This is a genomic window from Roseibium sp. ROS1, assembly GCF_054658215.1.
Map to the genome: position 1 here is coordinate 386,110 of NZ_BAAGIG010000004.1, position 24,444 is coordinate 410,553.

27 protein-coding genes and 1 tRNA gene are annotated in these 24,444 nt (G+C 60.2%); 12 read left to right on the forward strand and 16 right to left on the reverse strand.

From position 1 onward, the window contains the following. Positions 1–150: 150 nt before the first annotated feature. Positions 151–531, reverse strand: coding sequence for a hypothetical protein (locus ACYQ6M_RS24555; protein ID WP_460076140.1), 381 nt, complete (start codon positions 529–531; stop codon positions 151–153). A 139-nt stretch (positions 532–670) separates the two neighbouring features. Further along, positions 671–1,834: a pyridoxal phosphate-dependent aminotransferase gene (locus ACYQ6M_RS24560; RefSeq protein WP_460076142.1), complete on the reverse strand. Its 1,164-nt coding sequence runs from the start codon at positions 1,832–1,834 to the stop codon at positions 671–673. Positions 1,835–1,943: 109 nt separating this feature from the next. On the opposite strand from ACYQ6M_RS24560, the gene ACYQ6M_RS24565 reads away from it, so the two are divergent. Continuing rightward, positions 1,944–2,609, forward strand: coding sequence for a GntR family transcriptional regulator (locus ACYQ6M_RS24565; RefSeq protein ID WP_460076144.1), 666 nt, complete (start codon positions 1,944–1,946; stop codon positions 2,607–2,609). 51 nt (positions 2,610–2,660) lie between these two features. Continuing rightward, positions 2,661–3,110 (forward strand): GNAT family N-acetyltransferase, encoded by a 450-nt coding sequence (locus tag ACYQ6M_RS24570; RefSeq protein ID WP_460076146.1) that lies wholly within the window; start codon positions 2,661–2,663, stop codon positions 3,108–3,110. A 61-nt stretch (positions 3,111–3,171) separates the two neighbouring features. Here ACYQ6M_RS24570 and ACYQ6M_RS24575 read toward each other — a convergent pair whose 3' ends face one another. Next, positions 3,172–4,032, reverse strand: a complete 861-nt coding sequence (locus tag ACYQ6M_RS24575; RefSeq protein WP_460076148.1) for a LysR family transcriptional regulator — start codon at positions 4,030–4,032, stop codon at positions 3,172–3,174. 111 nt (positions 4,033–4,143) lie between these two features. On the opposite strand from ACYQ6M_RS24575, the gene ACYQ6M_RS24580 reads away from it, so the two are divergent. Beyond that, the gene (locus ACYQ6M_RS24580) at positions 4,144–5,463 is read left to right on the forward strand and encodes an aspartate aminotransferase family protein (protein ID WP_460076150.1); all 1,320 of its coding nucleotides are present in this window, start codon (positions 4,144–4,146) and stop codon (positions 5,461–5,463) included. A 92-nt stretch (positions 5,464–5,555) separates the two neighbouring features. Here ACYQ6M_RS24580 and ACYQ6M_RS24585 read toward each other — a convergent pair whose 3' ends face one another. Together ACYQ6M_RS24585 and ACYQ6M_RS24590 are read right to left on the reverse strand one after the other, a co-directional pair. Continuing rightward, on the reverse strand, positions 5,556–6,203 hold the full coding sequence (locus ACYQ6M_RS24585) for a pyridoxamine 5'-phosphate oxidase family protein (RefSeq protein ID WP_460076151.1): 648 nt from the start codon (positions 6,201–6,203) through the stop codon (positions 5,556–5,558). A 245-nt stretch (positions 6,204–6,448) separates the two neighbouring features. Beyond that, positions 6,449–7,294, reverse strand: a complete 846-nt coding sequence (locus tag ACYQ6M_RS24590) for a YncE family protein (RefSeq protein WP_460076153.1) — start codon at positions 7,292–7,294, stop codon at positions 6,449–6,451. Between the two features lie 120 nt (positions 7,295–7,414). Between ACYQ6M_RS24590 and ACYQ6M_RS24595 the strand changes: the two genes are divergently transcribed. Beyond that, positions 7,415–8,155, forward strand: coding sequence for a helix-turn-helix domain-containing protein (locus ACYQ6M_RS24595; RefSeq protein WP_023002679.1), 741 nt, complete (start codon positions 7,415–7,417; stop codon positions 8,153–8,155). A gap of 6 nt (positions 8,156–8,161) precedes the next feature. On the opposite strand, the gene ACYQ6M_RS24600 is transcribed toward ACYQ6M_RS24595, so the two are convergent. Together ACYQ6M_RS24600 and ACYQ6M_RS24605 are read right to left on the reverse strand one after the other, a co-directional pair. After that, complete coding sequence (locus tag ACYQ6M_RS24600) at positions 8,162–9,727, reverse strand: CYTH and CHAD domain-containing protein (protein WP_460076155.1); 1,566 nt, start codon at positions 9,725–9,727, stop codon at positions 8,162–8,164. Positions 9,728–9,871: 144 nt separating this feature from the next. After that, entirely contained in the window at positions 9,872–10,366 is a 495-nt protein-coding gene (locus ACYQ6M_RS24605; protein WP_055659979.1) for a cupin domain-containing protein, read from the reverse strand. A gap of 256 nt (positions 10,367–10,622) precedes the next feature. Here ACYQ6M_RS24605 and ACYQ6M_RS24610 point away from each other — a divergent pair. Further along, positions 10,623–10,707: transfer RNA gene (locus ACYQ6M_RS24610), tRNA-Leu, on the forward strand. 76 nt (positions 10,708–10,783) lie between these two features. On the opposite strand, the gene ACYQ6M_RS24615 is transcribed toward ACYQ6M_RS24610, so the two are convergent. After that, positions 10,784–11,461, reverse strand: coding sequence for a hypothetical protein (locus ACYQ6M_RS24615; RefSeq protein ID WP_460076158.1), 678 nt, complete (start codon positions 11,459–11,461; stop codon positions 10,784–10,786). A gap of 209 nt (positions 11,462–11,670) precedes the next feature. On the opposite strand from ACYQ6M_RS24615, the gene ACYQ6M_RS24620 reads away from it, so the two are divergent. From ACYQ6M_RS24620 to ACYQ6M_RS24635, 4 genes are read left to right on the forward strand one after another with little or no spacing between them, the layout of a single operon-like run. Next, entirely contained in the window at positions 11,671–12,249 is a 579-nt protein-coding gene (locus tag ACYQ6M_RS24620) for a YqaA family protein (RefSeq protein WP_023002683.1), read from the forward strand. A gap of 15 nt (positions 12,250–12,264) precedes the next feature. Next, positions 12,265–12,789, forward strand: a complete 525-nt coding sequence (locus ACYQ6M_RS24625) for a disulfide bond formation protein B (RefSeq protein ID WP_460076160.1) — start codon at positions 12,265–12,267, stop codon at positions 12,787–12,789. Beyond that, positions 12,786–13,052, forward strand: a complete 267-nt coding sequence (locus ACYQ6M_RS24630; protein WP_447239200.1) for a hypothetical protein — start codon at positions 12,786–12,788, stop codon at positions 13,050–13,052. The genes ACYQ6M_RS24625 and ACYQ6M_RS24630 overlap by 4 nt, the downstream gene beginning before the upstream one ends. A 27-nt stretch (positions 13,053–13,079) precedes the next feature. Next, on the forward strand, positions 13,080–13,514 hold the full coding sequence (locus tag ACYQ6M_RS24635) for a metallopeptidase family protein (protein WP_031270101.1): 435 nt from the start codon (positions 13,080–13,082) through the stop codon (positions 13,512–13,514). A gap of 81 nt (positions 13,515–13,595) precedes the next feature. Here ACYQ6M_RS24635 and ppa read toward each other — a convergent pair whose 3' ends face one another. After that, positions 13,596–14,135: an inorganic diphosphatase gene (gene ppa, locus ACYQ6M_RS24640; RefSeq protein ID WP_023002687.1), complete on the reverse strand. Its 540-nt coding sequence runs from the start codon at positions 14,133–14,135 to the stop codon at positions 13,596–13,598. A 134-nt stretch (positions 14,136–14,269) separates the two neighbouring features. Here ppa and ACYQ6M_RS24645 point away from each other — a divergent pair, with 134 nt between their 5' ends. Next, positions 14,270–14,836, forward strand: coding sequence for a hypothetical protein (locus tag ACYQ6M_RS24645; protein ID WP_023002688.1), 567 nt, complete (start codon positions 14,270–14,272; stop codon positions 14,834–14,836). 16 nt (positions 14,837–14,852) lie between these two features. On the opposite strand, the gene ACYQ6M_RS24650 is transcribed toward ACYQ6M_RS24645, so the two are convergent. The 5 genes from ACYQ6M_RS24650 to dctP all read right to left on the reverse strand — a co-directional run bounded on the left by ACYQ6M_RS24650 (position 14,853) and on the right by dctP (position 19,770). After that, a complete protein-coding gene (locus tag ACYQ6M_RS24650) occupies positions 14,853–15,389 on the reverse strand; it encodes a GNAT family N-acetyltransferase (RefSeq protein WP_208992223.1) in 537 nt (178 codons plus the stop codon). Between the two features lie 148 nt (positions 15,390–15,537). Beyond that, positions 15,538–16,821, reverse strand: a complete 1,284-nt coding sequence (locus ACYQ6M_RS24655; RefSeq protein WP_023002690.1) for a hydroxymethylglutaryl-CoA reductase, degradative — start codon at positions 16,819–16,821, stop codon at positions 15,538–15,540. A 17-nt stretch (positions 16,822–16,838) separates the two neighbouring features. Then, positions 16,839–18,152 carry a TRAP transporter large permease gene (locus tag ACYQ6M_RS24660; protein ID WP_075282177.1) on the reverse strand — a complete coding sequence of 438 codons (1,314 nt, stop codon included), beginning with the start codon at positions 18,150–18,152 and terminating at the stop codon, positions 16,839–16,841. Then, positions 18,149–18,655: a TRAP transporter small permease subunit gene (locus ACYQ6M_RS24665; protein ID WP_460076164.1), complete on the reverse strand. Its 507-nt coding sequence runs from the start codon at positions 18,653–18,655 to the stop codon at positions 18,149–18,151. The genes ACYQ6M_RS24660 and ACYQ6M_RS24665 overlap by 4 nt, the downstream gene beginning before the upstream one ends. Before the next feature lie 83 nt (positions 18,656–18,738). After that, complete coding sequence (gene dctP / locus ACYQ6M_RS24670; protein ID WP_023002693.1) at positions 18,739–19,770, reverse strand: TRAP transporter substrate-binding protein DctP; 1,032 nt, start codon at positions 19,768–19,770, stop codon at positions 18,739–18,741. Between the two features lie 127 nt (positions 19,771–19,897). Here dctP and ACYQ6M_RS24675 point away from each other — a divergent pair, with 127 nt between their 5' ends. Then, on the forward strand, positions 19,898–21,295 hold the full coding sequence (locus tag ACYQ6M_RS24675) for an aminotransferase-like domain-containing protein (protein ID WP_023002694.1): 1,398 nt from the start codon (positions 19,898–19,900) through the stop codon (positions 21,293–21,295). A 464-nt stretch (positions 21,296–21,759) separates the two neighbouring features. Further along, positions 21,760–22,149: a DUF2794 domain-containing protein gene (locus ACYQ6M_RS24680; protein WP_023002696.1), complete on the forward strand. Its 390-nt coding sequence runs from the start codon at positions 21,760–21,762 to the stop codon at positions 22,147–22,149. A 315-nt stretch (positions 22,150–22,464) separates the two neighbouring features. Here ACYQ6M_RS24680 and ACYQ6M_RS24685 read toward each other — a convergent pair whose 3' ends face one another. After that, on the reverse strand, positions 22,465–23,247 hold the full coding sequence (locus tag ACYQ6M_RS24685; RefSeq protein WP_023002698.1) for a Bax inhibitor-1/YccA family protein: 783 nt from the start codon (positions 23,245–23,247) through the stop codon (positions 22,465–22,467). Positions 23,248–23,429: 182 nt separating this feature from the next. Continuing rightward, the gene (locus ACYQ6M_RS24690; RefSeq protein WP_228870837.1) at positions 23,430–24,203 is read right to left on the reverse strand and encodes a hypothetical protein; all 774 of its coding nucleotides are present in this window, start codon (positions 24,201–24,203) and stop codon (positions 23,430–23,432) included. Positions 24,204–24,444: the final 241 nt, after the last annotated feature.

Below are 24,444 nucleotides of genomic sequence, written 5' to 3' on the forward strand. Positions count from 1 at the left end.
AACTGGTGATATAGGGACGGCCAGGTGTGACGCTGTCAAGACAGGCCGGCGATTGTGTGCCGGTTCGAGCGGCAAACGGAAATGGCCCGCAGTGTTGCCACTGCGGGCCCCGGACACGGAACTTGGGCGAGTTGGGTGAAACCCGTCCGGTCAAAGCGTCCGGAACAGGTTGACCGTGAAAAAGGCAAGCCCGGCGGTGACCGCGATCGCACCAACCGCGATGACGGGTTCCATCGCCGTATGGCCAAGCGCATAGGCGGCCAGCGCCGCCATCATCACCGGCAGACCAAGCGCATGAAGCCAGAAGTGCAGGCGGGCAAACCTGTTGTCCGCCATGGCCGGGATTACCGTGTAGAGAAGCCCGGTCAGGGCCTGGGTTGCCCAGCCGAGAAGGTTGGTGTGCACATGGACCGGCGCGAGCGCGTGGTCATGGCTTGCCGCCATGACGATGCCGAGCACCAGTCCGATCAGCATCCAGAGAGCGGCAAGCCGGAACAGCCAGGCGGCCAGGGTTGGGATGCGGGTGGTCAAGTCTTTCGTCCTTTCAAGGAAAGTTGTGCCCTTGGGCACAAGCGGGGTGATGAGACCGGTGCGGACCGGCGGTACAGCGTGAGGGAGGAAGAAAGCCCGGGCAGGGCTTTCCTGAGGTGTCGTGGCTGGGGAGGTGCCGTCAGACCTGCCAGGCGAGGCGCAACCGCTCGCGGATATCGCCGAGCCTTTCTGCCGGCTCGTTGGCGAAGACGAAACGCAGGTAGCGTCCGGCGATGTCCTCGCTGCCCCAGCCGGTCATCGGTGTTGCCGCGATCCGCCCCTTTTCGAACAGCAACCGGGAGGCTTCCACCGGGGAGTAACCAAGCTCGGCGGTGTCGATCAACAGAGACCAGCCGCCATCCGGGCGCACGACGGGCAGGTCCGAAAGTGCCTGCAGGATGATGTCCCGGCGGGCTTTCCAGGTTGCCGTTGCGGCGGCGATGCCGTCGTCTTTCGCGGTGATGGCGGCCGCGGCGCCCGGCATTGCGATGCCGACCTGGCAGACGACGTTGGTGAGGCTGACAAGGCCGATGTCCGCCATGATCGGGGCGGGACCGACCGTCCAGCCGACCCGCCAGCCGATCATCCGGTATTCCTTGGAAACGCAGCCCACCGTTATCGTGCGCTCCGCCATGCCATCCAGGCTGGCCGGGTGGATCACCGGCTTGCCGGTGTAGAGAATCCGCTCCATGGCGGCGTCGTGCAGCAGGAAGGCGCCGGTGCGCATCACGACTTCCGCAATGGCGTTCCATTCTTCCGCCGTGTGGACGATGCCAGTCGGCATGGACGGGCTCATGGTCAAAACGGCCCGGGTTCTGGCGCTGGCTGTGCGGCGCAGTTCTTCCAGATCAAGACGCCAGCCGCCGTCGACGACCCTCAGCGGAACCAGCTTCGGAACGCCGCCGGCAAGGCGGATGCGGTTGAGCAGGCCCGCATAGGCGGGATCGGTGATGATGACCTCGTCGCCCGGCTCCAGAATTGCCAGCAGGGCGTTGAGGATGCCGGACAGGCCGCCCGCCGAAATGACGCATTGGGTATTCCAGTCGTAGGGCTGGCCGGTGGTGGCCGATATCCGGCTGGTTGCGGCCCTGCGGATGTCATTCGTCCCCAGGAACGGCAGATAGCTGTTGGCGTCATCCCGGCCGATGGCAGCCAGCGTTGCTTCCAGCGCCTCCTCCGGCGGGCGAAGGTCCGTATCCAGGTTCTCCAGCCGAAGCATGTCGGAATTTCCGGCGTCATCGGCGGCCTGTCCCATCTTGTCCACGCCAATTCCCGGAATGTCCTTCAATCGCGAGACGGTCATCTGTAATATCCTTTTTGTATCCAAATTTAAAAACTGGATACATATTTGCCGGATTGCAGTCAAGTCGCTGATTGTCTACGAAGGCGGAAAGACCCAGCCGGACGGACAGATGACAGAGCGGACAAGCGCAAAAAGAACCGGAGATCAGGCCATTCGGGTGGCCGATGCCCTGCGGGAAAAAATCGTCTCGGGCGAGCTGAGACCGGGCGAGGCGCTGCGTCAGGAACGGCTGGCGGTGTTGTTCGAGACCAGCCGGATGCCTGTTCGAGATGCGCTGCGCCTGTTGGAGGCCGAAGGACTGGTGCAGATGCCGCCGAACAAGGGCGCCATCGTTGCCCCGCTTGATCCGGAAGAATTCAGGGAAGTTTATGAAATGCGGGCGGCGCTGGAGACACTGGCCTTGCGCCTTGCCATTCCGGAGCTGACCAACAGCCAGATCGACCGGGCCGCAGCCATTCAGGACAAGGCCGAGGCGTCGGACCTGGAAAACTTCGGAGCCTTGAACAAGGCGTTTCATTTCGCGCTGTATGAACCCTGCGCAAGGCCGCGGCTGCTGGCACAGATTGCGGCGCTCAATGAGGCCGGCGACCGGTACTTGCGGCTAGCGGCGGCGCAGCTCGACTACACCCGGCGCTCTCATCAGGAACACCGGGACCTGCTTGAAGCCTGCCGCCGCCGGGACGGCGCGGAAGCCTGCGACATCCTGAGGCGTCACATCGAGGCTGCCGGAGAGGCACTGGTCGAGCGCCTGACTGCAAGACTGCCCGCGCCGTGAAGGTGATCAGACACGGCAGGCGTCGTCTGTCTCCCGCTGGCGAGGAAACGAATGTCTCGAAAAATCTACCGGATTGAAGCGGCAGCCGAGGCCGATGCGGAAAGGCTTGCCGACATTCGCGTCGAGGCAATGCGGCCAAGCCTCGAAGCCGTCGGGCGGTTTGACCCTCTCCGGGCCAGGGACCGTTTCCTGGGCAGCTTTGTTGCCACAGACACAAGGATCATCCTGGTGGAAGAAGGCATAGCCGGCTTTTTTGTCGTGCGCAGGCACGCCGACCATTTCTATCTCGATCATCTCTATGTCAGCCCGGCCTTTCAGGGCCTTGGGCTTGGCCGAGATATCGTCGAGGGCCTGAAGGCTGAGGCAGAAGCGGCTGTAGTGCCGATCCGGCTGATGGCCCTCAACGGCAGTCCCGCCAATGATTTTTACCTCGCCTGCGGGTTCCGATCCGTCTCGCAGGACGCACTGGACACTATCTACATCTGGACGCCCGGCGCTTGAAGCCTGCCGGCCTGGAATCCGGCCGACTGGATCGGATATTGCCCGGTCCGGTGTTGTGATGTCAGCTCGTTGCCGGGCTGCGCAGCTTCTCCGCCACGAATTCTCCGAATGCCTGCGTTGCAGCCGAGGGATTTGGCGACGCGTAGGCCAGGGTGACGCCGATGCCGGGAAGTGGCGGCAGGCCGGCCTCCACGATGTGGAGATCATGCGGCACCGCGGAGCGGGTCACCACACTGATGGCCTGGCCGGACCGGGCAATCGCCAGCAGGCCCGCGAGGCCATTGCTGGCAAAGGCGATGCGATAGGGCTTGCCCGCCTGGTCCATGGCGGTGCGGGCGGCGCGATGGTCCAATGTGTCCGGCGCCGAAAGTGCAAGCGGCACAACATCCTTTTGCAGGATCTCCGGATCGGGACGATTGGCCACCCAGACAAAGCTTTCCGGCCTCAGGATGCGGGCGGACGCGTCTTCGCCGGGAACGGAAATCAGGGCAAGATCGATCCGCCTGCGCTGCAGCTGAAGGTGCAATTCCGTTGTCGGGGCACAGACTACCTCGATCTCGACATCGCCATGCCGCGCGCCAAACCCTTTCAGAAGATCGGGAAAGAAGGCGGTCAGATAGTCTTCCGGGCAGCCGAAACTGATCAGACCATGCAGGCCTGCCCCCGGCAGGGTGGCAAGTGCTTCGTCGTGGACGGCAAGAATGCGTTCCGCCTGGACCAGAAACCTGTCACCTGCTGCCGTCAGTTCCACACCCCCGCGTGTGCGGCGCAGGATCTGCTGGTCGACAATCGCCTCCAGCCGGTTCATCTGCATGCTGACGGCGGATTGTGTCCGCCCCACTTGCCGCGCTGCGGTGCTGATCGAGCCGCTGCGGGCGACTTCCATGAAACTGCGTAGCAAGGCGATTTCCAGAACAGGCATGAGATATCAATCCAATTGAATATCATAATCTAAATTATGAATTTTATTGAATGCAAGGCTTCTCCTAAACTTGCCGCAGTCAGTTCAGCCGGCCGGATCAGGAGACGCATCATGGCATTGGAAAGCGCCAGCAACAGCACGGATACCGGGTTCTGGTCCGACGTATCGGATCACGTCCTGCGGTATGGTCCTGTGTTCGAACAACGTGTCATCGAACGTGCCGAAGGCAGTTATGTCTATGACAGCTCAGGCGCACCAATCCTCGATTTCACGTCCGGTCAGATGAGTTCCATCCTGGGGCATTCCCATCCGGATATCGTGCGCACCGTGCGCGAGCAGATCGGCCAGCTCGACCACCTGTTCAGCGGCATGCTGTCCCGCCCGGTCGTCGACCTGTCGAAGCGCCTCGGGTCTCTCGTGCCCGGACTGGAAAAGGTGCTGCTCCTGTCCACCGGGGCGGAATCCAACGAGGCCGCCATCCGTCTGGCAAAGCTGGTTACCGGCAAGCACGAGATCGTGGCCTTTACCAAGAGCTGGCACGGCATGACCGGGGCAGCCGCTTCCGCCACCTACAGTCACAACCGGCGGGGCTACGGGCCGGTCAATCCGGGGTCGTTTGCAATTCCCGCCCCCAATGCCTACCGGCCGCGGTTTACTGATGCGAACGGCAATCTGGACTGGAAGACCGAGCTGGACGATGCCTTTGCGCTGGTCGACAGCCAGTCCACCGGCAATCTTGCTGCCTTCATTGCCGAGCCGATCCTGTCGTCAGGCGGCATCATCGAATTGCCGGTGGGCTATCTCGCGGCACTGCGCCAGAAGTGCGACGAGCGCGGGATGCTGCTGATCCTGGACGAGGCCCAGACCGGTATCGGCCGGACGGGGCATATGTTTGCCTTCCAGCGCGATGGGGTGACACCGGACATCCTGACCTTGTCCAAGACCCTGGGTGCCGGATTGCCGCTTTCCGCCGTGCTGACGAGCCGTGCCATCGAGGAAGAAGCGCACCGGAAAGGGTTCGTGTTCCTGACCACCCATGTGTCCGATCCTCTGCCCGCTGCTGTCGGACTGGCGGTGATGGATGTGGTGGAACGGGATGGACTGATCGGCCGTGCGGTGTCGGCAGGCCAGCGCCTGCAAGCCGGACTGGAAGGCTTGAAGCAGCGTTTTGAGAGTGTTGGCGATGTGCGCGGCCGTGGGCTGCTGCTCGGGCTGGAGATCGTGACCGACAGGGCCAGCCGCCAGCCGGATCTCGCGATGGCAGACCGGATCGGCGCCGAGGCTATGGCACGCGGGCTCAGCATGAACATCGTCAAACTGCCGGCCATGGGCGCGGTCTTCCGCATCGCCCCGCCATTGACGATCTCGGATAACGAGATCGATCAGGGGCTGGACATCATGGCGTCGGCGATTGAAGCGGCTCGGGCCTGAGATGGCCCCTTAGGGTATGAGGCGATGCAGGGGAGCGTCAGCGCTCCTCCGCGGTCTGTCTTCTGCCGGTGAAATCACTGCGCGGGATCCGCTCAATAAAGCGTTTTCCGGTAGGTCTCCTCCAGCGCAGCATCCAGCTTCTGCATTTCCTTTTCATCCGGCGCGCCGGTCGTCTGGTCCAGAATGATCTTGGAAAGCGACGGCATTTCGCTGCGGTCCTGCTGGTGTTCGGGGTCCCAGAGGTGTGAGCGCCGGAACGCCTTGGCGCAGTGCAGGAAGACCTCGCTCACTTTCACGACAATGGCGAGCCTGGGCGCACGGTCCTTCACGCTCATGGTTTGAAGAAGATCCGGATCGGTTACAAGCGTTGCCCTGCCGTTGACGCGCAAGGTCTCGTCAAATCCGGGAACAAGGAACAGAAGCCCGACATTCGGGTTGGCGACAATATTGGCCAGACTGTCGAGGCGGTTGTTTCCCGGACGGTCCGGAATGGCAAGCGTTTGCGGGTCGAGAACCTTGACGAAGCCGACCGGATCGCCACGCGGGCTGACATCCGCCTTGCCGTCCTTGTTCTGCGTACCGAGGCACAGAAACGGCGAGCGGGCAATGAAGTCCCGAGCATGCTTGTCCAGCGCGCTCAGGCACTTTTTTGCTGCCAGCGGAGATAGCTCGGAATAGTGGCTCCGGAGCGTTTCCTCATCCGAAATGACGAACTCCGGATTGATCTTGTAGGCTTCCATCACGCTATCCCTCGACCTTGATCCCTGTGTGACCCAGCTCTGCCGGTCTTCGCCCGGCGGCTGATCAAGCGTTCGACTTGCCGAACACTGGGTCAATCTGCGTGGAAGGTAGCATAAACTGAGGTGCGTACATCAGGAATTGATTGTCCGCTCGTCGTCAGGTGGTAAGGGGCGGGTTGGGCATGTGATGCCCAACCCGTTTTTGCCGTATGACCCGTGCGATGAAGCGTTTGCAGGGTCTGGTGCTAGTCCAGCCTGACCGCCTCGATCCTGCCTTCCAGCATATGCGGCAGGTATAGGACGTCATCGTGGGTGGAAATATCGGCAAGGCCGGCGGGTTCGCTCATGATCTCGTTCGGTGTACCGTCAGAACCAATCTCGAAGACCTTGCCGTTAATCCAGTCGTTGAGGACGAGCTTGCCGTTCAGCCGTGCGATGCCGTCGATGTTGCCGATATCCCGCGCCACGACGCTGATAGCTTTGGAGGCAGGATCAATGGCAAGCAGGCTGCCGGGTGCTTCAGTGGTGAAATCGTTCTTGAGGCCCTTGCCCCAGGCGCCGACAAGCAGGCGGCCGTTGTCCCAGTAAAGGCCATTGGGGTGATTGAGCTCGGGGCTTTCCAGCCATTTTTCAAAAGTGCCATCTGCGTAGCGCCAGATGGTGTTCGTCATCATGTCGGAAACGAAGATTTCGTCGCCGCTGGTGGTCACATCGTTCAGGAAAACCGAGCCTTCTGCAGGCAATGTCTGCAGCAATTTGCCGGTCTGGGCGTCGACAACCCGCAAACTGGTGAGATCGGCCGCGAAGACCTTGCCGTTCATCAGCGCCAGTCCCTTGGGAGCGTCCATTCCGGTCGCCCATTTGGCGTCGATGATTTTCCCGTCCGTGGACAGAAGCGCCAGATGGCCGTTGCCGTCGGCCGCATTCGGCGCGCCTTCCATGACACTGACGATGAGCCGGTTGCCCGCAGCGTCAAAGGCTACGGATTCAGGCATGTCGAAGCCGTCCGTTGACCAGAGTGAACCGGCTGATGAGGGGAGCGTTGAAAGGCCGAGCAGCAGTGCTGCGGCCAGAGGTTTGAAGGTCTGCATGGGAAGTCCTTTCGCAAAGTTGAACTGGACCTCTCCTGCAGAAGGCGAACTTTTCTTGCAATTGATGATGATTTGGTATCAAAAAACGATACTCAAACTGTCGAATTCGGGATCAGGAATATGCGCGGTGATACCTTCAAGATCTTGCAGGGCGTGCTGAAGGCACGTGGCATGACCTATGCGGATCTCGCAAGCCGGATGGAAATATCGGAGCCGACGGTCAAGCGGATCTTCGCCGGGCACGATTGCAAGCTAAGCCGGTTGCTGGAGATCTGCGAAATTCTGGAGGTGCCGCTGGCGGACGTATTGCATCGGGCAGAGCGGAATTCGGAAGAGGCAAGCGTCCTGCCGGTGGCAACGGAAGCGCGGCTCGCTGCGGATCCGTCGCTGTTCTACCTCTTCATCCTGCTGCGTGAGCCGATCCCGCAACAGGAAATCGAGCGCCGTTTTGATCTCTCGGGAGAGGACATGTTCCGACTGGGCCGGGTGCTGGAGGCGCTGGGGCTGGCAGAAGTGCATCCAGGCAACCGCATCAAGATCACGCGCAAGGAGCCCTTCAGGTTCCGTCCGGACGGGCCGTTGATCCCGCTGCTGAAGGAAATCAACATGCGCTTTCTGGGGCAGGTGATTGCCAATCCGGGTGGCAACCAGTCCCTGTTCTTCACGCTCTCCCGCCGCATGCTGCCGGACACGGGGGCGTTCATCCTGCGCGAGATCGAAACTCTGAAGGAGACCATCGCCGAGCTGGCCCGTCAGGACCAGCTGGTCTCGCGCGAGGAAGACCTGACCACCTTCAAGCTGACCGGAGCCTTCGCCCCCGTTTCCTTTCCGGACATTCTGACGATCGAACCGGGCCGGTGATAAGCGTCAGGTCCAGAATTTCGGTGTTTCCCGGGTTGCTTCCCAATACCCCTTGGCGTGCTGCCACATGGCCTGGCATTGGGCCTCGTGCCAGCCGATGACAAAACCGATGGCCTGGTTGGTTGCCAGGGCATTTGCCCCGCTGACCTTGCATTTCACCGGCAGTTGTTCGGCCATGGCGACATCGTTGAGATAGCCGAAGATATCCTGCAGCTTCTTCATCCGCTTCAGGAAGGGCTTCACGGTGTCTTTCAGATAGAGGCAGCCGAAAAATTCGATGCCGTAGCGCATCTTCTTCATCGCCTTGCGCATTTCGTGGCGTTCGGGAACGGTAAGTTCTTCCAGTCGCTTGCCGTATTTCAGAACCTTTTTCCACTGCTTGGCAAGAGCTTCGCCGGCGTGAGTCTCCACAGGTTGGGCCAGAAGCTGCGTCTGGCCGAAGTTTTCCGGGTCCAGCCAGCCGCGCCCCTCGGTGTAGGCTGCAAGGTCGAGCAGGAAACCGTTGACCTCTTCCGATTTCAGGTGATCCGTCAGCGTGGTGCGGGTGCTTTCGTCCCGGAGGCTGTTGAGACTTTCCAGAAGAGCGTCAAAGGACAGGGTTCCGGGCGCCCTGTCGACCAGGGGCATAACGATCTCATCGACCAGGACGTCGAGATCCCGCAGGGAACCGGCTTCGGTGGCAATGACCTTCGCGGTCCTGTCGAGCGGTGCCATGGTCGCCGGGTTCAGGATTGGCCGGAACAGGCGAAAAGCACTGCGCAGGCGGCGCAGGCCTACCCGTAGCTGATGCGGGCCTTCCGGATCGTCCGACGACAGGACTGCAAGCCGGTTTTCGGAAATCTGGGTCAGGCAAGAACGCAGCACGTCGCGAAATGCGTGCTCAGTGGTGATGCCGCTGTCGAAGGAAACATTCTCGGCAAAATACGGTGTCCGTTCCGCAGGCGCGGTACCCTCGGCAAAACGGTACCCGCGCTCGGCCTTGCTATAGGGCGAAAAGCGGAAGGGGATGTCCTTCAGAAGAGCCTTGGCCGCCTCGAAAAGGGCAAGGCTCGGGCCGGACTTCAGTTCCATTTCGAGTTCGGTCAGCGGCTGGCTGCCGCTGCCGGCCAGAATATTGCCGTTGTCGAAGGCGAGTTCGATGAAGGTGCCGTCACTGTCCCGGGTCAGATTGCGCACGGTGCGCTTCATCACCGTTTCAAAGCACTCCGACAGGGGGGCATCGCCGATGATTTCCAGAAGACGGTCGTGGACGGCGGGGTCTTCGATGACGGAAAAGTCGAGCGCACGGCCCTTGACCGGATGTTCGGCTTCCACCGGGGAGGACAGGCCGCCCATGACGCCCGTGCCGAGCTTGACGGTCTGAACCCAGCTGTTGCCGGACTTGCGCACGCGAAGGGAAATCCTGGCCTTGCGAAGCGCCTGGTCCGGCGTGTCGAAATAGATCGACTGCAACGTCTTGTTCACGGCGCGGCTGGCAGTGAATCCGTCTATGGAACCGGCGCGTTTCAAAGCGTCCTGTGCCGTCGTTTCCAGCTCGAGCTTAAGCTCGATTTCACGTCCTGATTTGCTCATGCTGAATTTCTAGCCAAGCCATTTCTGCTTGTCCAGAAAAAGCGCACAATTTGCGCCTTTGTTTGCAGGCTAACAAATTCGCCCGCCGAAAGGCGCAGGGCGCCTTTCTTTCAAGACCTCATACAGGAACGCGAGCCCGATATTTTAGCCGAAAAGTTTCTTCCCGACGCCTTTCAATCTCTCGAGGATGCGGGACTGATAATGCAGATACCAGGGAACCGGCTTCTGATTGAACGCAAGCTTGCGGATGTAGGTCGGCACTTCCCAAACGGCGGAGGTGCCTGCCGGAAAGAACAGGGTCACGCCGGGCTTGCCTTCATAGACATGGCCGGCATCGTCGGTGATCCGGACTCCGCCTTCCAGAAACATGACCGACTCATCCCAGCCGTAGTGCCAGCGGAACTTGCCGGCAGTGCAGGACCAGTGGCAGGCATCGCCCCAGCCGAACTTGTGCCTGGCCAGCACGGCGCACATGGCTTTCGGGTCGCCTTCAAGCACCCATTCGGGTCGGATCGGCGCTGGCATCAACTGTGATTTGTCAACGAAGGACTGTGTGAAAGCCTGCCCGTGCCGAGCGGCTTCGTTCACAGCAGAAGTTTTCGTGCGTTTCGCCTCTTGAAGGCCGCCAGCCAGTGTCATCCGTTTCTCCCAAACTTGTCTGACTGTCCACTTGCGCGAGCAGCAGTTGCAAACAGCTTAAATATGCGCCGGATTTCACCCTCTGAGGCTGTGTGGCAGGCGAATTCGCAGCCCAGGGTTAAGGGAGCGTAAAGGGAGAAGCTCAAATTCGATCAAATTCGGCGCCCGCCGCACTTGCTGGCGGAAAGCTGCGGCGCGCTGGAACCGCTTGCATCGGACAAGGCCCCATGATAGGCACCCAATCCGATACCGGATTGCCCCCCTGGCGGAACTGGTAGACGCGCCGGATTCAAAATCCGGTTCCTTCGGGAGTGCCGGTTCGATTCCGGCGGGGGGCACCATCTCCAGCGGTTTGAATTGCTGCAGGAATGCGCCGGAGTGGTTCGAGGCTTGCCTCCCACCCGCACAGGTAACCAGCTACTTCAGCGTCACCGTGTCGAAGGCCAGGGAAGCGCTGGTCTGGTAGATGTCTTCCACTTTCTTGATGCGGCCCTGACGCGGGTGGCCGATTGCAATGCCGACGATGCCTCTCTGGCTGTCGGGCTTTGCCAGCGCGACCAGCCGCACGAGGAGCTGGTCGCCTTCCTTGTTGATGAAGTTGCCGACGATTTCGGATGCAGGCAGATCACCCAGCGTGATCTGGCGGCGGATATTCAGGCGTGTATCGTCTGTGGTGCCGAGCTGTTTCAAGAGCTCGATGGCAATATAGTCGCCCACCTCGAGGCGCTTTTGAGGATCATCGGTCTTCATGGTGTAGGTGACGATCTGAAGGGACGAATAGATGCGCTTGGTTTCGTCGTCTGTGGTGAAGTAGATCTTGATCGGACCGCCGCCGGCCGGTTTCGCCTGGGCCAGAATTTGCTGTGCCTCGCGCCGGGGTGCGGCAAGGCTGAACGGGACGGGGACCTCGACATCGTGTTTTGCGCCGAACGCCGCATCCACCGTGTAGATCGTCGACAGGGTTACGCCCTGGGCTTCAAAAGGCGTCAGCTTGACCGATCCTTCCAGTTCGACCTGCTGGGCAACTGCCGCAGCTGGCGTGCTCATCGCGAGAACCAGTGCCAGTCTGGCGATGCTTGAGGCCGTTCCGTTCATGTCCCCCTCCCAACGTCGTGCGAAACCTGGCGAGGTTTCAATGCTACCAGATACGGGCGAAAAGTCTGCCTAGTGTCTTGATACGCGTTTTTGAAGTGGTTTCACATCAGGCTGGGATCGTATGTGCCGGTGGCTACGCGACAACGTGCTGCTGGCGGTGCGCATTTCCCCAGGTGACTTTTTGCAGCGCAGCGGCTAAGGGAAGCGCCATGATCAGACGCCTCTACGACTGGACCTTGTCCCTTGCCGCCGGACCGCGTGCGCCTGCCGCACTCGGCACCGTATCCTTTGTCGAAAGCTCGGTGTTTCCGATCCCGCCGGACATCCTGCTGATCCCGATGGTGATTGCCCGGCGCGAGAAAGCCTGGTGGTACGCGCTGCTGTGCACGCTGACGTCGGTCGCCGGTGGTATCCTGGGATATCTGATCGGCCTCTTCCTGTTCGAACAGGTGGCGGTGCCGATCCTGACTTTCTACGGCAAGATGGGGTTCGTCGACGAGTTCAAAGACATCTATCATCAGTACGGCTGGTGGTTCGTCTTTATCGCCGGGCTGACGCCGTTTCCCTACAAGGTGATCACCATTGCCTCCGGTGCGCTGGGGCTCAGCCTGCCGGTGTTCATTGCCGCGAGCATCGTTTCTCGGGGGATCCGGTTCTTTGTCGTCGCCGGATTGCTCTATCTGTTCGGCCCGCCGATCCGCGATTTCATCGAAAAGCGGCTTGGTCTCATGTTCACCATATTTGTGGTGCTGCTGGTCGGCGGATTTGTTGTGCTTAGGTATATCTGACAATAAGAGGGTGAGATGACAGCCGACCGGATTTCGCGCAATCTGACGGGGCTCTTGTTGGTGAGCGGTCTGGCGGCAATTGCGACCGCCTGGGGCTTTCAGCTGATAGGCGGCTATGTGCCCTGCAAGCTGTGCCTCGAGCAACGCATTCCCTATTACGTCGGCCTTCCCTTGGCGTTGCTAGCGCTTTTCCTGATGCAGGCCAGGCGGACCGGGTTGGCGTTGGCTCTGCTTCTGGTCGTTGCGGTCGTGTTTGCCTATGGTTCTGGCCTCGGTATCTATCAGTCCGGCGCCGAGTGGCAGTTCTGGGACGGCCCGAGCGATTGCGGTGGCGGTACCTCGACACCAACGTCTGCAGCCAACATGCTGCAAGCGTTGAAATCGACGCGCGTCGTCAGCTGCACCGAGGCCAGCTGGCGCATGTTCGGCCTGTCCTTTGCCGGCTGGAACGCGGTTGCGTCCGGCGGGCTTGCCCTTCTGGCGCTTTTGGCCGCTTTCGGGTTGAAACGCCGTGGCAACACGGCCAGTGTAGGTGCATGAGCGAGAACAAGCACCCGAAGGAAAAACTGCGCGATGAAGCGCTCCGCACACTCGACCGGGTGAATGCGGAGAGCGAGACCGTTGCCGGGTCAACCTTCGTCCGCATGGCCGACCGGGCAAAGGATCACCTGAGCGCCGCCGACAAGGACGAGGACGACCGGATCGAGGTTTGGGGCAGCCGGATCGGCCGAGGTCTCGGGCTTGTGTTCGCAATCGGACTGGCGATTTATCTACTGGTCACCTACGTACTGCCCAAAACCTGAATGAACCGATCCGTCAAAGGAACCGATATGGCATCCGTCCGGCCGGTCAGCCACAGCAGCTGGACCGAACGCAAAGCACCTGACCTGGAAGACTTCGAGGCGATGGCGAGCGAGATCCTCTCCGGGCTTCCGGATGATCTTCTGCTGCGCTGTGGTCATCTGCAGATCAGCCTTGCGGACTATGCGCCCGACGACGTTCTGGATGAACTTCGCATCGAGGATCCGCACGACCTTCTGGGCCTGTTCGAAGGCCAGGGGCTGAGCGAAGGCGAAGAGACCGTGATGACCGGGCAGATGCCCAACCGCATCTGGCTCTTCCGCCGGCCGATCCTCGACTACTGGGCCGCGATGGACGAGACTCTGGGCGATGTGGTTGCGCATGTGCTGATCCACGAGATCGGGCATCATTTCGGCCTTTCCGACCAGGATATGGAGCGCATTGAGGCGGCAGCGGAACGCTAATTCTGACCCTTGCAATGAAAAAGGCCTCCCGCGTCTTGCGACACTCGGGAGGCCTTTTTGATTTCGTCCGTTTGGAAGCGCTTATTCAGCGGCTTCCTTCTGGGCGCGTGCGATCGATTCAACGATCAGCCGCTTTGCGGATTCGACACCTTCAACACCGGTGATCTTCACCCACTTGCCCGGCTCCAGATCCTTGTAGTGTTCAAAGAAATGCTTCACCTGGGCAACGGTGATCTCCGGAAGGTCGGTCACGTCGTTGATGTTGTCGTAGCGCTTGCTGAGCTTGTGGGACGGAACCGCGAGGATCTTTTCGTCCTGGCCTGATTCGTCTTCCATCAGCAGAACACCGATCGGACGGCAGCTCATGATGGCGCCCGGAACGATCGGGCGCTGGTTGACCACGATCACGTCGATCGGGTCGCCATCGCCACACAGGGTGTGGGGAACGAAGCCGTAGTTGCCCGGGTACCGCATCGGAGTGTACAGGAAGCGGTCGACGTACATCGCACCGGCTTCTTTATCCATCTCGTATTTGATCGGCTCGCCGCCAACGGAGACCTCGATAATGACGTTGATGTCTTCCGGCGGATTCTTGCCAATCGGCACAGCGTCGATACGCATTTAGGAAACTCCTGTTATTCGTTGCTGCGTCTATCGCAATCCCGCCGAAGAAGTTCAAGTCCTTTATTTTTGCATTGCACCTAATTGATTAACATGCGTCTATTCGCGCGGCAGGCTCTGGAGGAGATAGATTTATGAAACGGCTTACTGTTTCCCTTTTGATGCTCGGCGGATTGCTTGTGTCTCTGCAGGCTGCAGGGGCGGCGTCGGTCGACAGTGCCTATACCAAGATCCTGCTGGACAGCTGCCGGCTGATCGAGGCCGGGGACGAGGAAGAAGGCACCTTCGGCGGTGCCTGGCAGTGCCCCGGCTACAAGGGAGAGGGTGTCTATGTTGCCGAGGGCGACCTGCGCATGTTCGTCTCCTTCGGTCCCGACGCCGCCAACGAGCCCGCGGCAGGCCAGACCCTGCCCAATTTCAACACGGTCAACGAAACACTGGAATGGCGCCTCAGGGGTGGTGTTCCGTTTGCGACCATCCTGCGCTGGTTTCCGAGCCTCGATGAGGGGTCCAAGACCGGCAGCGTGCTGATCGTGACCCAATTGCAGCCCGGTGGCGGTACCTGCCAGATTGCCCGGATCGATGCCCAGGCCAACAAGAACGCCAACGATTTGGCGCGCCAGGCCGCTGATACCATGGCCGGTTCTTTCGACTGCACGCAGCCCCCGCAGATCATCGGCAATCCCGGAATTCTCTATTAGGCAAGTGCCCTGTGGCTCAGGTGCTGATTTGCGGCCAGGCGTAGATGCTGAGCTCCAGCCTGCGGCCGCCGATCCTGTACCAGGACTTTGCCGCAAGTTTGCCACCGACGGCCTTGTAGAATGAGCGCGCGGGCTCGTTGGCGCTCAATACCTGCACGGCGACACCGGGCATGCTCTTCGCCGACAGCGTTTCCCGCACATTCTGGAAAAGGGCCCGGCCGAAACCGAGGCCCTGATATTCCGGCTTCAGGTAAAGCTCGTAGATTTCGCCATCCATGCCGGTGTCCCGCAGTCGGCACGGCCCATAGGTCGCGTAACCGGCGGGAATTTCGGCAATGCTGAGGATCTTGATGTCGACACCCCTGGCAAGGGCACCACGCCACCAGCTGCTGCCTCGGCGCGAAATCATCTTCTGAAGATCGACACCGTGCAAGACTCCGCGATAGGCGCCCAGCCAGGCTTCGCTATGGATGCCGGCGAGTGCCTCACAATCGGCGGTCCGGGCCGCGCGCAGATCTATCAGGTCGGTTGTCATGCTTTTAGAAAGATACAACAAGCAATCCGACGGAAAAGAGGCAATCGCGTCGTAGAAACGCCAATTATGCCGATTTCATTGCGTTCGGCATCCGGGAGTTGATCGGCCGGAGGGGCAACACGGTAATAGTGCTGAGCCCCCTCCGGTCGAACCTTGTCAAAAGGCCTCAGGCGTTGGCGCCCTGCCGCAGCCGGGCGAGAATCTCCTCGGCCAGATCCTGCCGAACCTTGCCAAGCGATTTCAGCTCGTTGGCCACCAGGTCGATTTCCTCGCCGGTCGCGCCCACCATCAGGGCAACGTTCTGGGCGTGCAGGGCCATGTGGCCTTTCTGGATGCCGGTGGTGGCAAGCGCGCGCAATGCACCGAAATTCTGCGCCAGGCCGACGGCAACGATGATCCGGGCCAGTTCGTCTGCCGTGGTCACGCCGAGAATTTTCAAGTTGGCCTGCGCTGTGGGGTGAATCTTGGTTGCGCCACCGACCAGTCCGACAGCCATCGGCAGTTCCAGGATGCCGACAAGATTGCCGTCGCCGTCCTTTTCCCAGCGGGACATCGAGCGGTAGCGGCCGTCTTTCGACGCGAAGGCATGGGCACCTGCCTCCACGGCTCTGGTATCGTTGCCGGTTGCCAGAACCACCGCGCTGATGCCGTTCATGATGCCCTTGTTATGGGTGGCTGCCCGATAGGGGTCGGCATCGGCAAAGTGATAGGCCGACAACATGTCGTCCCGAACCTTTTCGCCTCCGATTTCCTCCAGCGGCCAGACAGCCCGCACGCGTGCGACGCGGCGGTCGGCGAGGTTGGTCAGGATCCGCAGGAGACTGCGGGCACCGGTCCATTCCTCCAGCTTGGGTGCAAGGGCCTCGGCCATGCTGTTGACGGCGTTGGCGCCCATCGCGTCGCGCGTGTCGACGATGATGTGAACGATGGTCATCGGTCCTTCGGCAGTGTCGATGACCCTTATGTCGAGGTCACGGAAGCCGCCGCCAAGCTTCACCAGAAGCGGATCGATCTCTTCGCAGATGGTTCGGATGTCGTCGATGCGTTCAAAAACCTGCAGGCGGACGTTTTCAGGGTCGCTGGCGCCCAGAAGCTGGATCTGGGCTGCCATCAGCGGGCCGCTTGTGGAGGTCTTGAAGCCACCGGTCGGCCGGCAGCGCTTGGCCGAGTTGCATACGGCGGCGATGACGGAGGATTCCTCGCTGGCCATCGGCACCAGAACGTCCCGTCCGTCCACGGTCATGTTGGTCGCGATACCGACAGGAATGGACATGGAAGAAATGGCGTTTTCGACAAGGCGGTCGGCCAGTTCGATGTTTCCGGATGCCGCTTCCACAAGGTCGGAAACGGACTTGTTGTCGAGATTCGCCTGGCGCTGGACCGCCTGGAGTCGGCCGGCCGGGTCCAGCTTGTGAAAACCTTCTATACGGGACGAAGTGACGTCACTCATCGGGGGAAACCTGTCTGTCAATTGATCATGGATTGCGGCAGCCACAACACCAGCTCCGGAAACAGGGCGCAGATGAAGATACCGATGGCTTGCAGCAGGATGAAGGGAACGATGGCACGGTAGACCGTGCCCATGCCGATGCCGGCGGGCAGGACGCCCTTCATGTAGAAGAGCGTGTAGCCGAAGGGCGGGGAGATGTAGGCCATCTGCGCCGAAACGAGGAACAGGATGCCGAACCAGAGCCGGTCGAACTCCAGGAAGTCGATCACCGGCAGGAAGACGGGCACGCACAAGAGGATGATGCCCATTTCGTCCAGGAACATGCCGAGGAAGAACAGAATGCCCAGCATGATGGCGAGAACGATCCAGCGGTTGGCATCGAGATCCTGAATGAAGGAGAGGAGGAAGTCCGCGCCGCCGGTGCCGGTGAAGATTGCCACGAAGGCCCGCGCACCGATGGTGATCCAGAGGATCATGGCGGTCACCTTGACCACGTCGAGGGCAACGCCGGATATGAGCTCCCAGCCGAACCGGCGCTCGATGAGCGACGACAGGAACGCCAGGAAGACGCCGACGGCGGCTGCTTCCGTGGGTGTTGCGATACCCATGTAGATCGTGCCCAGGACGCCGACGATGATCAGCAGCGGCAGGATGAGGGATTTCAGCGAGGCAATGCGCTCTTCCCAGGTGGCCGGGGCGTCACTGTCCGGACGCGGGGCGATGGATGGGTTGAGCGCGGACCGCAGAACGATATAGCCGATATAGAGCGAGGCGAGCAGCAGGCCCGGCACCACGCCGGCGATGAACATCTGGCCGATAGAGGCCTGTGCGGTCACGGCATAGACGATGGTGATCACCGAGGGCGGGATCAGGATGCCGAGCGTTCCGCCGGCACAGATCGTGCCGATCGCGAGCTCCGGACTATACTTGCGCTTCAGCATGGAGGGCAGGGCCAGCATGCCCATGGCGGCAACCGCGGCACCGACGATGCCCGTCATGGCGGCGATGATCGTGCAGATGGCGATGGTGCCTACCGCCAGGCCACCCGGCAACCGCCGCGACCAGAGCTCCATGGCCCGGTAAAGGCTTTCGATGACGCCGGAACGCTGAAGGATACTGGCCATCATCACATAGAGCGGGATCGCGAGGAGCGATTCCGACGTCATGGTGGAATAGAGGTTGAGGACGGTAACGGAGAGGGCGGCGGGGCCCCACAGCGTTAGCGTGAAAACGAGCGCAAGTGCGCCAAGCGTGAAGGCAAGCGGCAGGCCGGTGAGCAGCAGGCCCACCAGGCTGGCGAACATGATGGCAAGAACGAATTCGGAGCTCATGCGCTTGCTCCCGTCTGGTCCCGCGCCGGGCGCGTTGCGTTGTAGGCTTCAACAAGGGCCTGCAAAAACAGGAGCGCAAAGGACAGCGGCACGACGAATTTCAGCCACCAGACGGGTGGGTTCCAGGCGGAAAAGCTGGTTTCGCCGAGGGAGTAGGCGTTGATTGCAAGCGGCCAGCTGACCCAGGCAAAAACGCCTGCAAACACAGCAATGACGGCATAGGAGAACACGTCGAGAACCACTTTTGGCAATCCCGTCAGTTTTTCGCTGAAGATGTCGACGGCGACGTGGCCCTTCAGGTGCAGAAGGTAAGGTCCGGCCAGCATGAAATGCGGGCCGAAGATCAGCGTGCTGGCTTCCATGGCCCACACCGTCGGCGCATCGAACAGGTATCTTGCGACCACTTCGAAAAGCAGGATCGGCACCACCGCGAAGATGAGCGCCGCCGCAAGGAGGAAGAACAACCGGTTGACGCCGGTGACGATGGAACTGACGGATTTCATGAAGCTGAGCATTTGCCGATCGAAAGGACGACCGGACGGCAGACGGCAGGGAGGTGCCGTCTACCGTCCGGTGGGAGGAAGGGTCAGATCAGCCCGAGGGCTGTCATGAACTCAATCTGGCTCGCGAGCACGCGATTCGCCAGATCGTCTTCCTTGGTAGCCTTTTTCCAGGACTCGACAGCCTTGGACCGGTTGGCCGCGACATCGGCCGGGTCGAGCTGGATGATCTCGACGCCTTGTTCGCCGTATTTCTTCAGGACATCGACATTCTGCACCATGATATGCTGGCGCAGCGATCCGGAGATCTCCCGAGCCGCAACGGCAAGCGCTGCCTTGTAGTCGTCCGGCAGCGCGTCATAGGCGCCCTGGTTGGCGACATAGCTGGTGGCGGTGGTCGGCTGGTGCACGCCCGGCAGGATGATGAACTTGGCGACTTCGCCAAGGCCTGCTTCGTAGTTGGCGGTGAGATCGCCGCGGTCGGCAAAATCGATCAGGCCTTTTTCCAGCGCCGTATAGACTTCCGCCGTCGGCAGCGGGGTCACGGAAACGCCCTGGTCGGCCATGACCGCGGAAGCGAGCCCGACAAAGCGACCCTTCTTGCCGGCCATGTCGGCGATGGTTTCCATCTTGACGGTCGAGTGGATCGGCTCTTCGCCATAGACGGTGGGGGCAATGTAGAAGAGACCGGCCCTTGCATAGGCTTCGCGGGCGAGATCCAGACCACCCTTTTCGTAGAACCAGGCTTCATACTGGTCGGACTCGGGGAAGCCGAACGGGATGGTGGACGTGAAGGCAAATGCCGGGATCTTGCCGGCTTCGTAGCCGTCGAAGGTCTTCATCAGCTGGAAGGCGCCGGCGCGAACGGCATCGAATGCCTGGTTGGCAGGCACGAGCTGGCCGGCGGAGAACAGCGTGATCTTGAAGTTGCCGTCGGTCAGTTCGCTGACGCGCTCGACAAACTTCTTCTCGAATTCGAAAGGTGTGGTGCCGGCGTCCCAGAGAGCCTGCATGCGCCACTCAACCGCATCCTGTGCCTTGGCCGCAATCGGTGCTGCGAGGGCGGTGCCGCCAACGGCTGCACCTGCAAGAAGGCTGCGTCTACTTACTTTGGTCATTTTTCCCTCCCAAGGAAATTGCCATTTGCTGGCGTAATGGGGCAAACTGTCATAAAAATGATTGGGACAATCAAGGGACAGTTGTCGGATTTATGGGCAGCACTGTCCCAGTAAATTTTGAGGGACAATGAGGGTTACGGGTAGCGGTCGGAAACTGTCTCGCGTCGATCAGATCGTCGAGAAAGTCGCGCTGATGCTGGAGGCAGGGGCATACAAGACGTTTGAGCGGTTGCCTTCCATTCGTCAGGCCGCGCGGGAGAACGGCGTTTCGAAAAACACGATGGCGGAAGCTTACGACCGGCTGGTCGCCCGGGGGCTACTGGAAGCGCGGGCCGGCTCCGGATACTACATGTCACAGGTCGGACCGGCTTCCAAGACCCCGCCAGCGCCACATGTCACGGCTGCGGTTGACGGCATGTCGTTGCTGCGGGAGCAGTTGGAACAGCATTATGAAGTGCGTCCGGGAGATGGGCGCCCGCCGCCGTCGTGGATGGAGGGGGCGGAGCTGCGCCGCCATTTCGCCAACGCCAAGACGCCTTTTCCCGAAGCGATCGAATTCGGCTACGGCAGTTCGTGGGGATATGGTCCGTTGAGGGACCGGCTGCGGATGCAGTTGCTGGAGCGGTCGATCCCGGCCGATCCGCAAGGACTTCTTTTGACCCATGGCGTCAACCATGGCCTGGATCTGATCATCCGGCATCTGACGGAGCCTGGCGATACGGTTTTTGTCGATGAGCCGGGCTATTATCCGCTCTTTTCCAAGCTGACCTTCGCCAAGGTGCAGATTGTCGGTATTCGGCGGGACAGGGACGGTCCGGACCTGGAAGACCTGACCGCCAAACTCGCTCTTTACCGGCCGAAGATGTTTGTCACCCAGTCCCACGGCCACAATCCGACCGGCGGTTCCCTGTCACCTTCGCGGTCATTCGGGTTGATGCAGCTTGCCGAGCGCTGGGGGTTCCTCCTCGTTGAAAACGATGCGCTTGCCGATATTCTTCCGGCCACGCTGCCAAGGCTGGCGGCGCTGGACCAGCTGGAGCGAGTGCTTTATCTCGGCACCTTTTCCAAGACACTGTCGGCCAGTCTCAGATGCGGTTACGTGGCTGGAAATCCGGACATCATCCGCCAGCTTGCCGATATCAAGATGCTGACGGTGGTCAATTCATCCGACCACGTCGAACGCTTCGTGTTCAATCTGATGCAGGCCGGCCATTATCTGAGACATCTGCGGCGTCTCAGGAGCCGAGTGGAAGATGCCTACAAGGCATCCTTCGGGACACTGGAGGCGATCGGGTTGTCTGTGCGGGAGTGCTCCATACCCGGGTTCTATCTCTGGGTGGAGTTTCCCGATGATGTGGATGAAAGGGAACTGTGCGCCGCTGCCAGCAAGCAAAGTATCTTCATTGCGCCGGGCGCCGTCTTCTATCCGAACCGCGAGACCCGGCAGAAACCGGCAATGCGGGTCAATGTGGCCTATGGAACCGATGCGCGGTTCCTGTCGTTCCTCAGGGATTTTCTGAAGTAGTTTGAAAGCAGAAGAACAGGCAGGTCCACAAATGAAAAGGGCCGGCATAATGCCGGCCCTTCAGTTGCCCTGATGTTTGACTCACTAAATCTGGTTGGCCAGTAAAAACCCCGGGGGGCTGGGGGGCTAATGCATTCCGCGGCTTCTACGGGCCATACCCATCAGGGTATGATCCTAATATGGGTGTCTAAAATGGCTGGCCAAGGGCTGGAATGCGGCAAAATCAAGGAAATTTATGCATTCTTTCTTGGCAAAGTGCCGTTGCGTTCGTTTTTGCACTTCTTCCCGTAAAACTTATTGGCAAAATTACTCTGGTTTCGGACCTCTGTCTGTCAATATGACGTTGCGGGCTTGCCAGAATGGCTAAAGAAGACGCATCATGACAGCCAGGTGACAGGCGTCTCCCGACGATTCTCTTGTCGGTTACCTGTCAGCAGCGAAACCGCGAACGGAATGGAGGCGGAATGAGCGAAGCCGACGACAGCGCGTTTCAGCGTGGTGCGGGTGCAAGCCCGTCGCCACAACATCAACCGGCTCCCCCTCCCAAACCCATTGTTGCATTCAACAGGCGCGAACTCGATGTCATTCTGAGGCTCTACGGGCGCATGGTCGCCGACGGCGAGTGGCGAGACTATGCCATCGACCTCCTGAAGGACCGGGCAATCTTCTCCGTGTTTCGCAGATCTTCCGAAATGCCGCTTTACAGGATCGAGAAGGACCCGAAGCTGGCCCGCCGCCAGGGCGCTTATTCGGTCGTGGCGACCGGGGGCATGATCCTGAAGCGTGGCCACGATCTGGCGCAGGTGTTGAGGGTTCTGGAGAAGAAAAAACATCTTCGGGTGGTCGACGCCTGACCAGGCATCCGGTCAGTCAGCTGATGGCCGGGTGAGGTTCATTTCCCCTGCGTTGATCCGGTCACAGGTATTTCCTTGATGGTGGCGTCAATGACCGGCCAATGCTGGTCGGTTACCGGCTGGCCGCGGACCGGACGATTGGTTCGACCAAACCTGGCAGCGCAGTGTTCTGCCGCTTCATTCCATTGATTTGCGCAAGGCTGGCGTTGACGCCCATTGACGCAAGTGTAAGCAAGCGATGTGTCGGATAGTCGTGCGGCCACAAAAAAGCCCGGCACAAGGCCGGGCTTTTCCGTTTGTTCAGTTTGGCTGCGCTTAGTCGCGGTTGCCGAACAGCTGCAGCAGCATGATGAACAGGTTGATGAAGTCGAGGTACAGACGCAGCGCGCCCATGACGGACTTCTTCGTAGCGACTTCACCGCTGTCGCCTTCGTAGTACATTTCCTTGATCTGCTGGGTGTCGTAGGCGGTCAGGCCGGCGAACACCAGAACACCGATCACGGAGATGGCGAACTGCAGGGCGGAAGATGCCATGAAGATGTTGACCAGCGACGCGATCACGATACCGATCAGGCCGATGAACAGGAACGAGCCCCAGCCGGACAGGTCCTTCTTCGTGGTGTAGCCGAACAGGCTCAGCGCCCCGAAGGTACCGGCGGTGATGAAGAAGACCTGAGCGATCGAGCCCGGGGTGTAGACCAGGAAGATCGAGGACAGGGAGATACCCATTACGGATGCGTAGACCAGGAAAAGGGTCCGCGCTGCGCCGGCACTCATGGACTGAATGCGGAAGGACAGCCAGAACACCATTCCGAGCGGTGCGAGCATGACAACCCATTTCAGCGGGCTGCCGTAGATGGCAACACCCAGCTGGGTGAGCATGCGGCCGTTGCCAAGGCTGGCGACAGCAGAGTTCGGATCGGTGGTCGTTGCAAGCATGACCGTTGCCAGCGCAAGAAAGCCGGTCAGCGCAAGGCCGATGGTCATGTAGTTATAGACGCCCAGCATGTAGGAGCGCAGGCCCTGATCGATGCCGGCCTCGGCGCGTGCGCCGGCGACGGTATACGCGCCTTGAGATTGACGGTCATAGGTCGACATGGTCGTAAAAATCCCCTTCTAGATAGACGTGCGCATGCAATCGCGCATGCAACACAACTCCCTCAACATATGGGAAAAGCCTATCCCGAGCACAAGTCGAATTCGATGAAAAATTCGTAATCTTTGCGCTCAGGACGTATTATTTGAACCTATCCTTAAAAACTGGCTCAGATTCAGTCGTATTATTTCATGGCTTTCAGTCGGGATTCGATTTGCCGGTCGCAGGTGCCGCCGGGGTTGCGAACGATTTCTTCCGACGCGAAATCGAGGATTTCCTTGTCCGGATCTTGCATCTGCTCGACAGTCACACCGGGTTTGAACCACTGCAGAACCGCATAGTCGCCGCCGGCATCGGTGAGGAAAGCGATCGGCTTGCCATTTTCGGTGATGCCCATGCGGCCGACGCGGACTTCCGCAATCGATACCTTGCGCGCTTCGCCGTCGATGGTCAGCCGGTTTTTCGACACGTTCAGTTTCTTCAGCTTGGAACCTTCAGTGCCGACCCAGTTACCGTAGAAGCGCTTGCCTTTTTTCTCGACGGAAAGGCAGGAGTTCTCGAAATTCGGGATGGAAAGACGGACGGCGGAAACCTCGATCGGATCCTCGCCCTTGGGCGCCAGCGTGTATTTCATCGCGTTGTCGCCGGTCCGGTACACCCGGATGCCGACCGGCGTATAGCCGGAATCGTTCATCGAACGGGTGAAGAAATCGAACTGGTTGGCGTCGTTGGTGCCGGCCCGGCGATAGAGCCAGCGCTTCGGCAAACCGTTTTCGAAGACCAGCCAGTCACTGACGACGAGACCGCGCGGGCCTTCCGGCGTGTTCAACTGCCAGACCCCGGTATGAAACGGGCTTTCCGCCGACGCGGCAGGGGCGAAAGCCATAGCGGCAACTGCGGACAGGGCTGCGGCCCCGGCAATGGTCTTCAAACGAATTTTCGGGAGAAACTTGAACATGGAATGGCCCCTTCTTAACAAACTGCCCGGAGCTGAACCGGATAGCCAAGATCAATTCAGTATGCAAGTTGTGTGGAGCTGAAGTTTGTCGCGATTTGGTTGTATTTCAGGATTTTTTCCTGAACGAAGTTTGCCAAGAGCTGTGGGCGCCGGATCGAAATAGATCAGCGCCTGCCAAGAATTCGTTCGATCTTGTTTTCGGAAGTCTACCGGTTCACCGGAAATAGCCTTGCTGATCAAA

Bases quoted from the DNA above. Each gene is read 5' to 3' on its own strand.
- ACYQ6M_RS24560 (WP_460076142.1), bottom strand. From the start codon at position 1,834: ATGACCGTCTCGCGATTGAAGGACATTCCGGGAATTGGCGTGGACAAG.
- ACYQ6M_RS24565 (WP_460076144.1), top strand. From the start codon at position 1,944: ATGACAGAGCGGACAAGCGCAAAAAGAACCGGAGATCAGGCCATTCGG.
- ACYQ6M_RS24570 (WP_460076146.1), top strand. From the start codon at position 2,661: ATGTCTCGAAAAATCTACCGGATTGAAGCGGCAGCCGAGGCCGATGCG.
- ACYQ6M_RS24575 (WP_460076148.1), bottom strand. From the start codon at position 4,032: ATGCCTGTTCTGGAAATCGCCTTGCTACGCAGTTTCATGGAAGTCGCC.
- ACYQ6M_RS24580 (WP_460076150.1), top strand. From the start codon at position 4,144: ATGGCATTGGAAAGCGCCAGCAACAGCACGGATACCGGGTTCTGGTCC.
- ACYQ6M_RS24585 (WP_460076151.1), bottom strand. From the start codon at position 6,203: ATGGAAGCCTACAAGATCAATCCGGAGTTCGTCATTTCGGATGAGGAA.
- ACYQ6M_RS24590 (WP_460076153.1), bottom strand. From the start codon at position 7,294: ATGCAGACCTTCAAACCTCTGGCCGCAGCACTGCTGCTCGGCCTTTCA.
- ACYQ6M_RS24595 (WP_023002679.1), top strand. From the start codon at position 7,415: ATGCGCGGTGATACCTTCAAGATCTTGCAGGGCGTGCTGAAGGCACGT.
- ACYQ6M_RS24600 (WP_460076155.1), bottom strand. From the start codon at position 9,727: ATGAGCAAATCAGGACGTGAAATCGAGCTTAAGCTCGAGCTGGAAACG.
- ACYQ6M_RS24605 (WP_055659979.1), bottom strand. From the start codon at position 10,366: ATGACACTGGCTGGCGGCCTTCAAGAGGCGAAACGCACGAAAACTTCT.
- ACYQ6M_RS24615 (WP_460076158.1), bottom strand. From the start codon at position 11,461: ATGAACGGAACGGCCTCAAGCATCGCCAGACTGGCACTGGTTCTCGCG.
- ACYQ6M_RS24620 (WP_023002683.1), top strand. From the start codon at position 11,671: ATGATCAGACGCCTCTACGACTGGACCTTGTCCCTTGCCGCCGGACCG.
- ACYQ6M_RS24625 (WP_460076160.1), top strand. From the start codon at position 12,265: ATGACAGCCGACCGGATTTCGCGCAATCTGACGGGGCTCTTGTTGGTG.
- ACYQ6M_RS24630 (WP_447239200.1), top strand. From the start codon at position 12,786: ATGAGCGAGAACAAGCACCCGAAGGAAAAACTGCGCGATGAAGCGCTC.
- ACYQ6M_RS24635 (WP_031270101.1), top strand. From the start codon at position 13,080: ATGGCATCCGTCCGGCCGGTCAGCCACAGCAGCTGGACCGAACGCAAA.
- ppa (WP_023002687.1), bottom strand. From the start codon at position 14,135: ATGCGTATCGACGCTGTGCCGATTGGCAAGAATCCGCCGGAAGACATC.
- ACYQ6M_RS24645 (WP_023002688.1), top strand. From the start codon at position 14,270: ATGAAACGGCTTACTGTTTCCCTTTTGATGCTCGGCGGATTGCTTGTG.
- ACYQ6M_RS24655 (WP_023002690.1), bottom strand. From the start codon at position 16,821: ATGAGTGACGTCACTTCGTCCCGTATAGAAGGTTTTCACAAGCTGGAC.
- ACYQ6M_RS24660 (WP_075282177.1), bottom strand. From the start codon at position 18,152: ATGAGCTCCGAATTCGTTCTTGCCATCATGTTCGCCAGCCTGGTGGGC.
- ACYQ6M_RS24665 (WP_460076164.1), bottom strand. From the start codon at position 18,655: ATGAAATCCGTCAGTTCCATCGTCACCGGCGTCAACCGGTTGTTCTTC.
- dctP (WP_023002693.1), bottom strand. From the start codon at position 19,770: ATGACCAAAGTAAGTAGACGCAGCCTTCTTGCAGGTGCAGCCGTTGGC.
- ACYQ6M_RS24675 (WP_023002694.1), top strand. From the start codon at position 19,898: ATGAGGGTTACGGGTAGCGGTCGGAAACTGTCTCGCGTCGATCAGATC.
- ACYQ6M_RS24680 (WP_023002696.1), top strand. From the start codon at position 21,760: ATGAGCGAAGCCGACGACAGCGCGTTTCAGCGTGGTGCGGGTGCAAGC.
- ACYQ6M_RS24685 (WP_023002698.1), bottom strand. From the start codon at position 23,247: ATGTCGACCTATGACCGTCAATCTCAAGGCGCGTATACCGTCGCCGGC.
- ACYQ6M_RS24690 (WP_228870837.1), bottom strand. From the start codon at position 24,203: ATGTTCAAGTTTCTCCCGAAAATTCGTTTGAAGACCATTGCCGGGGCC.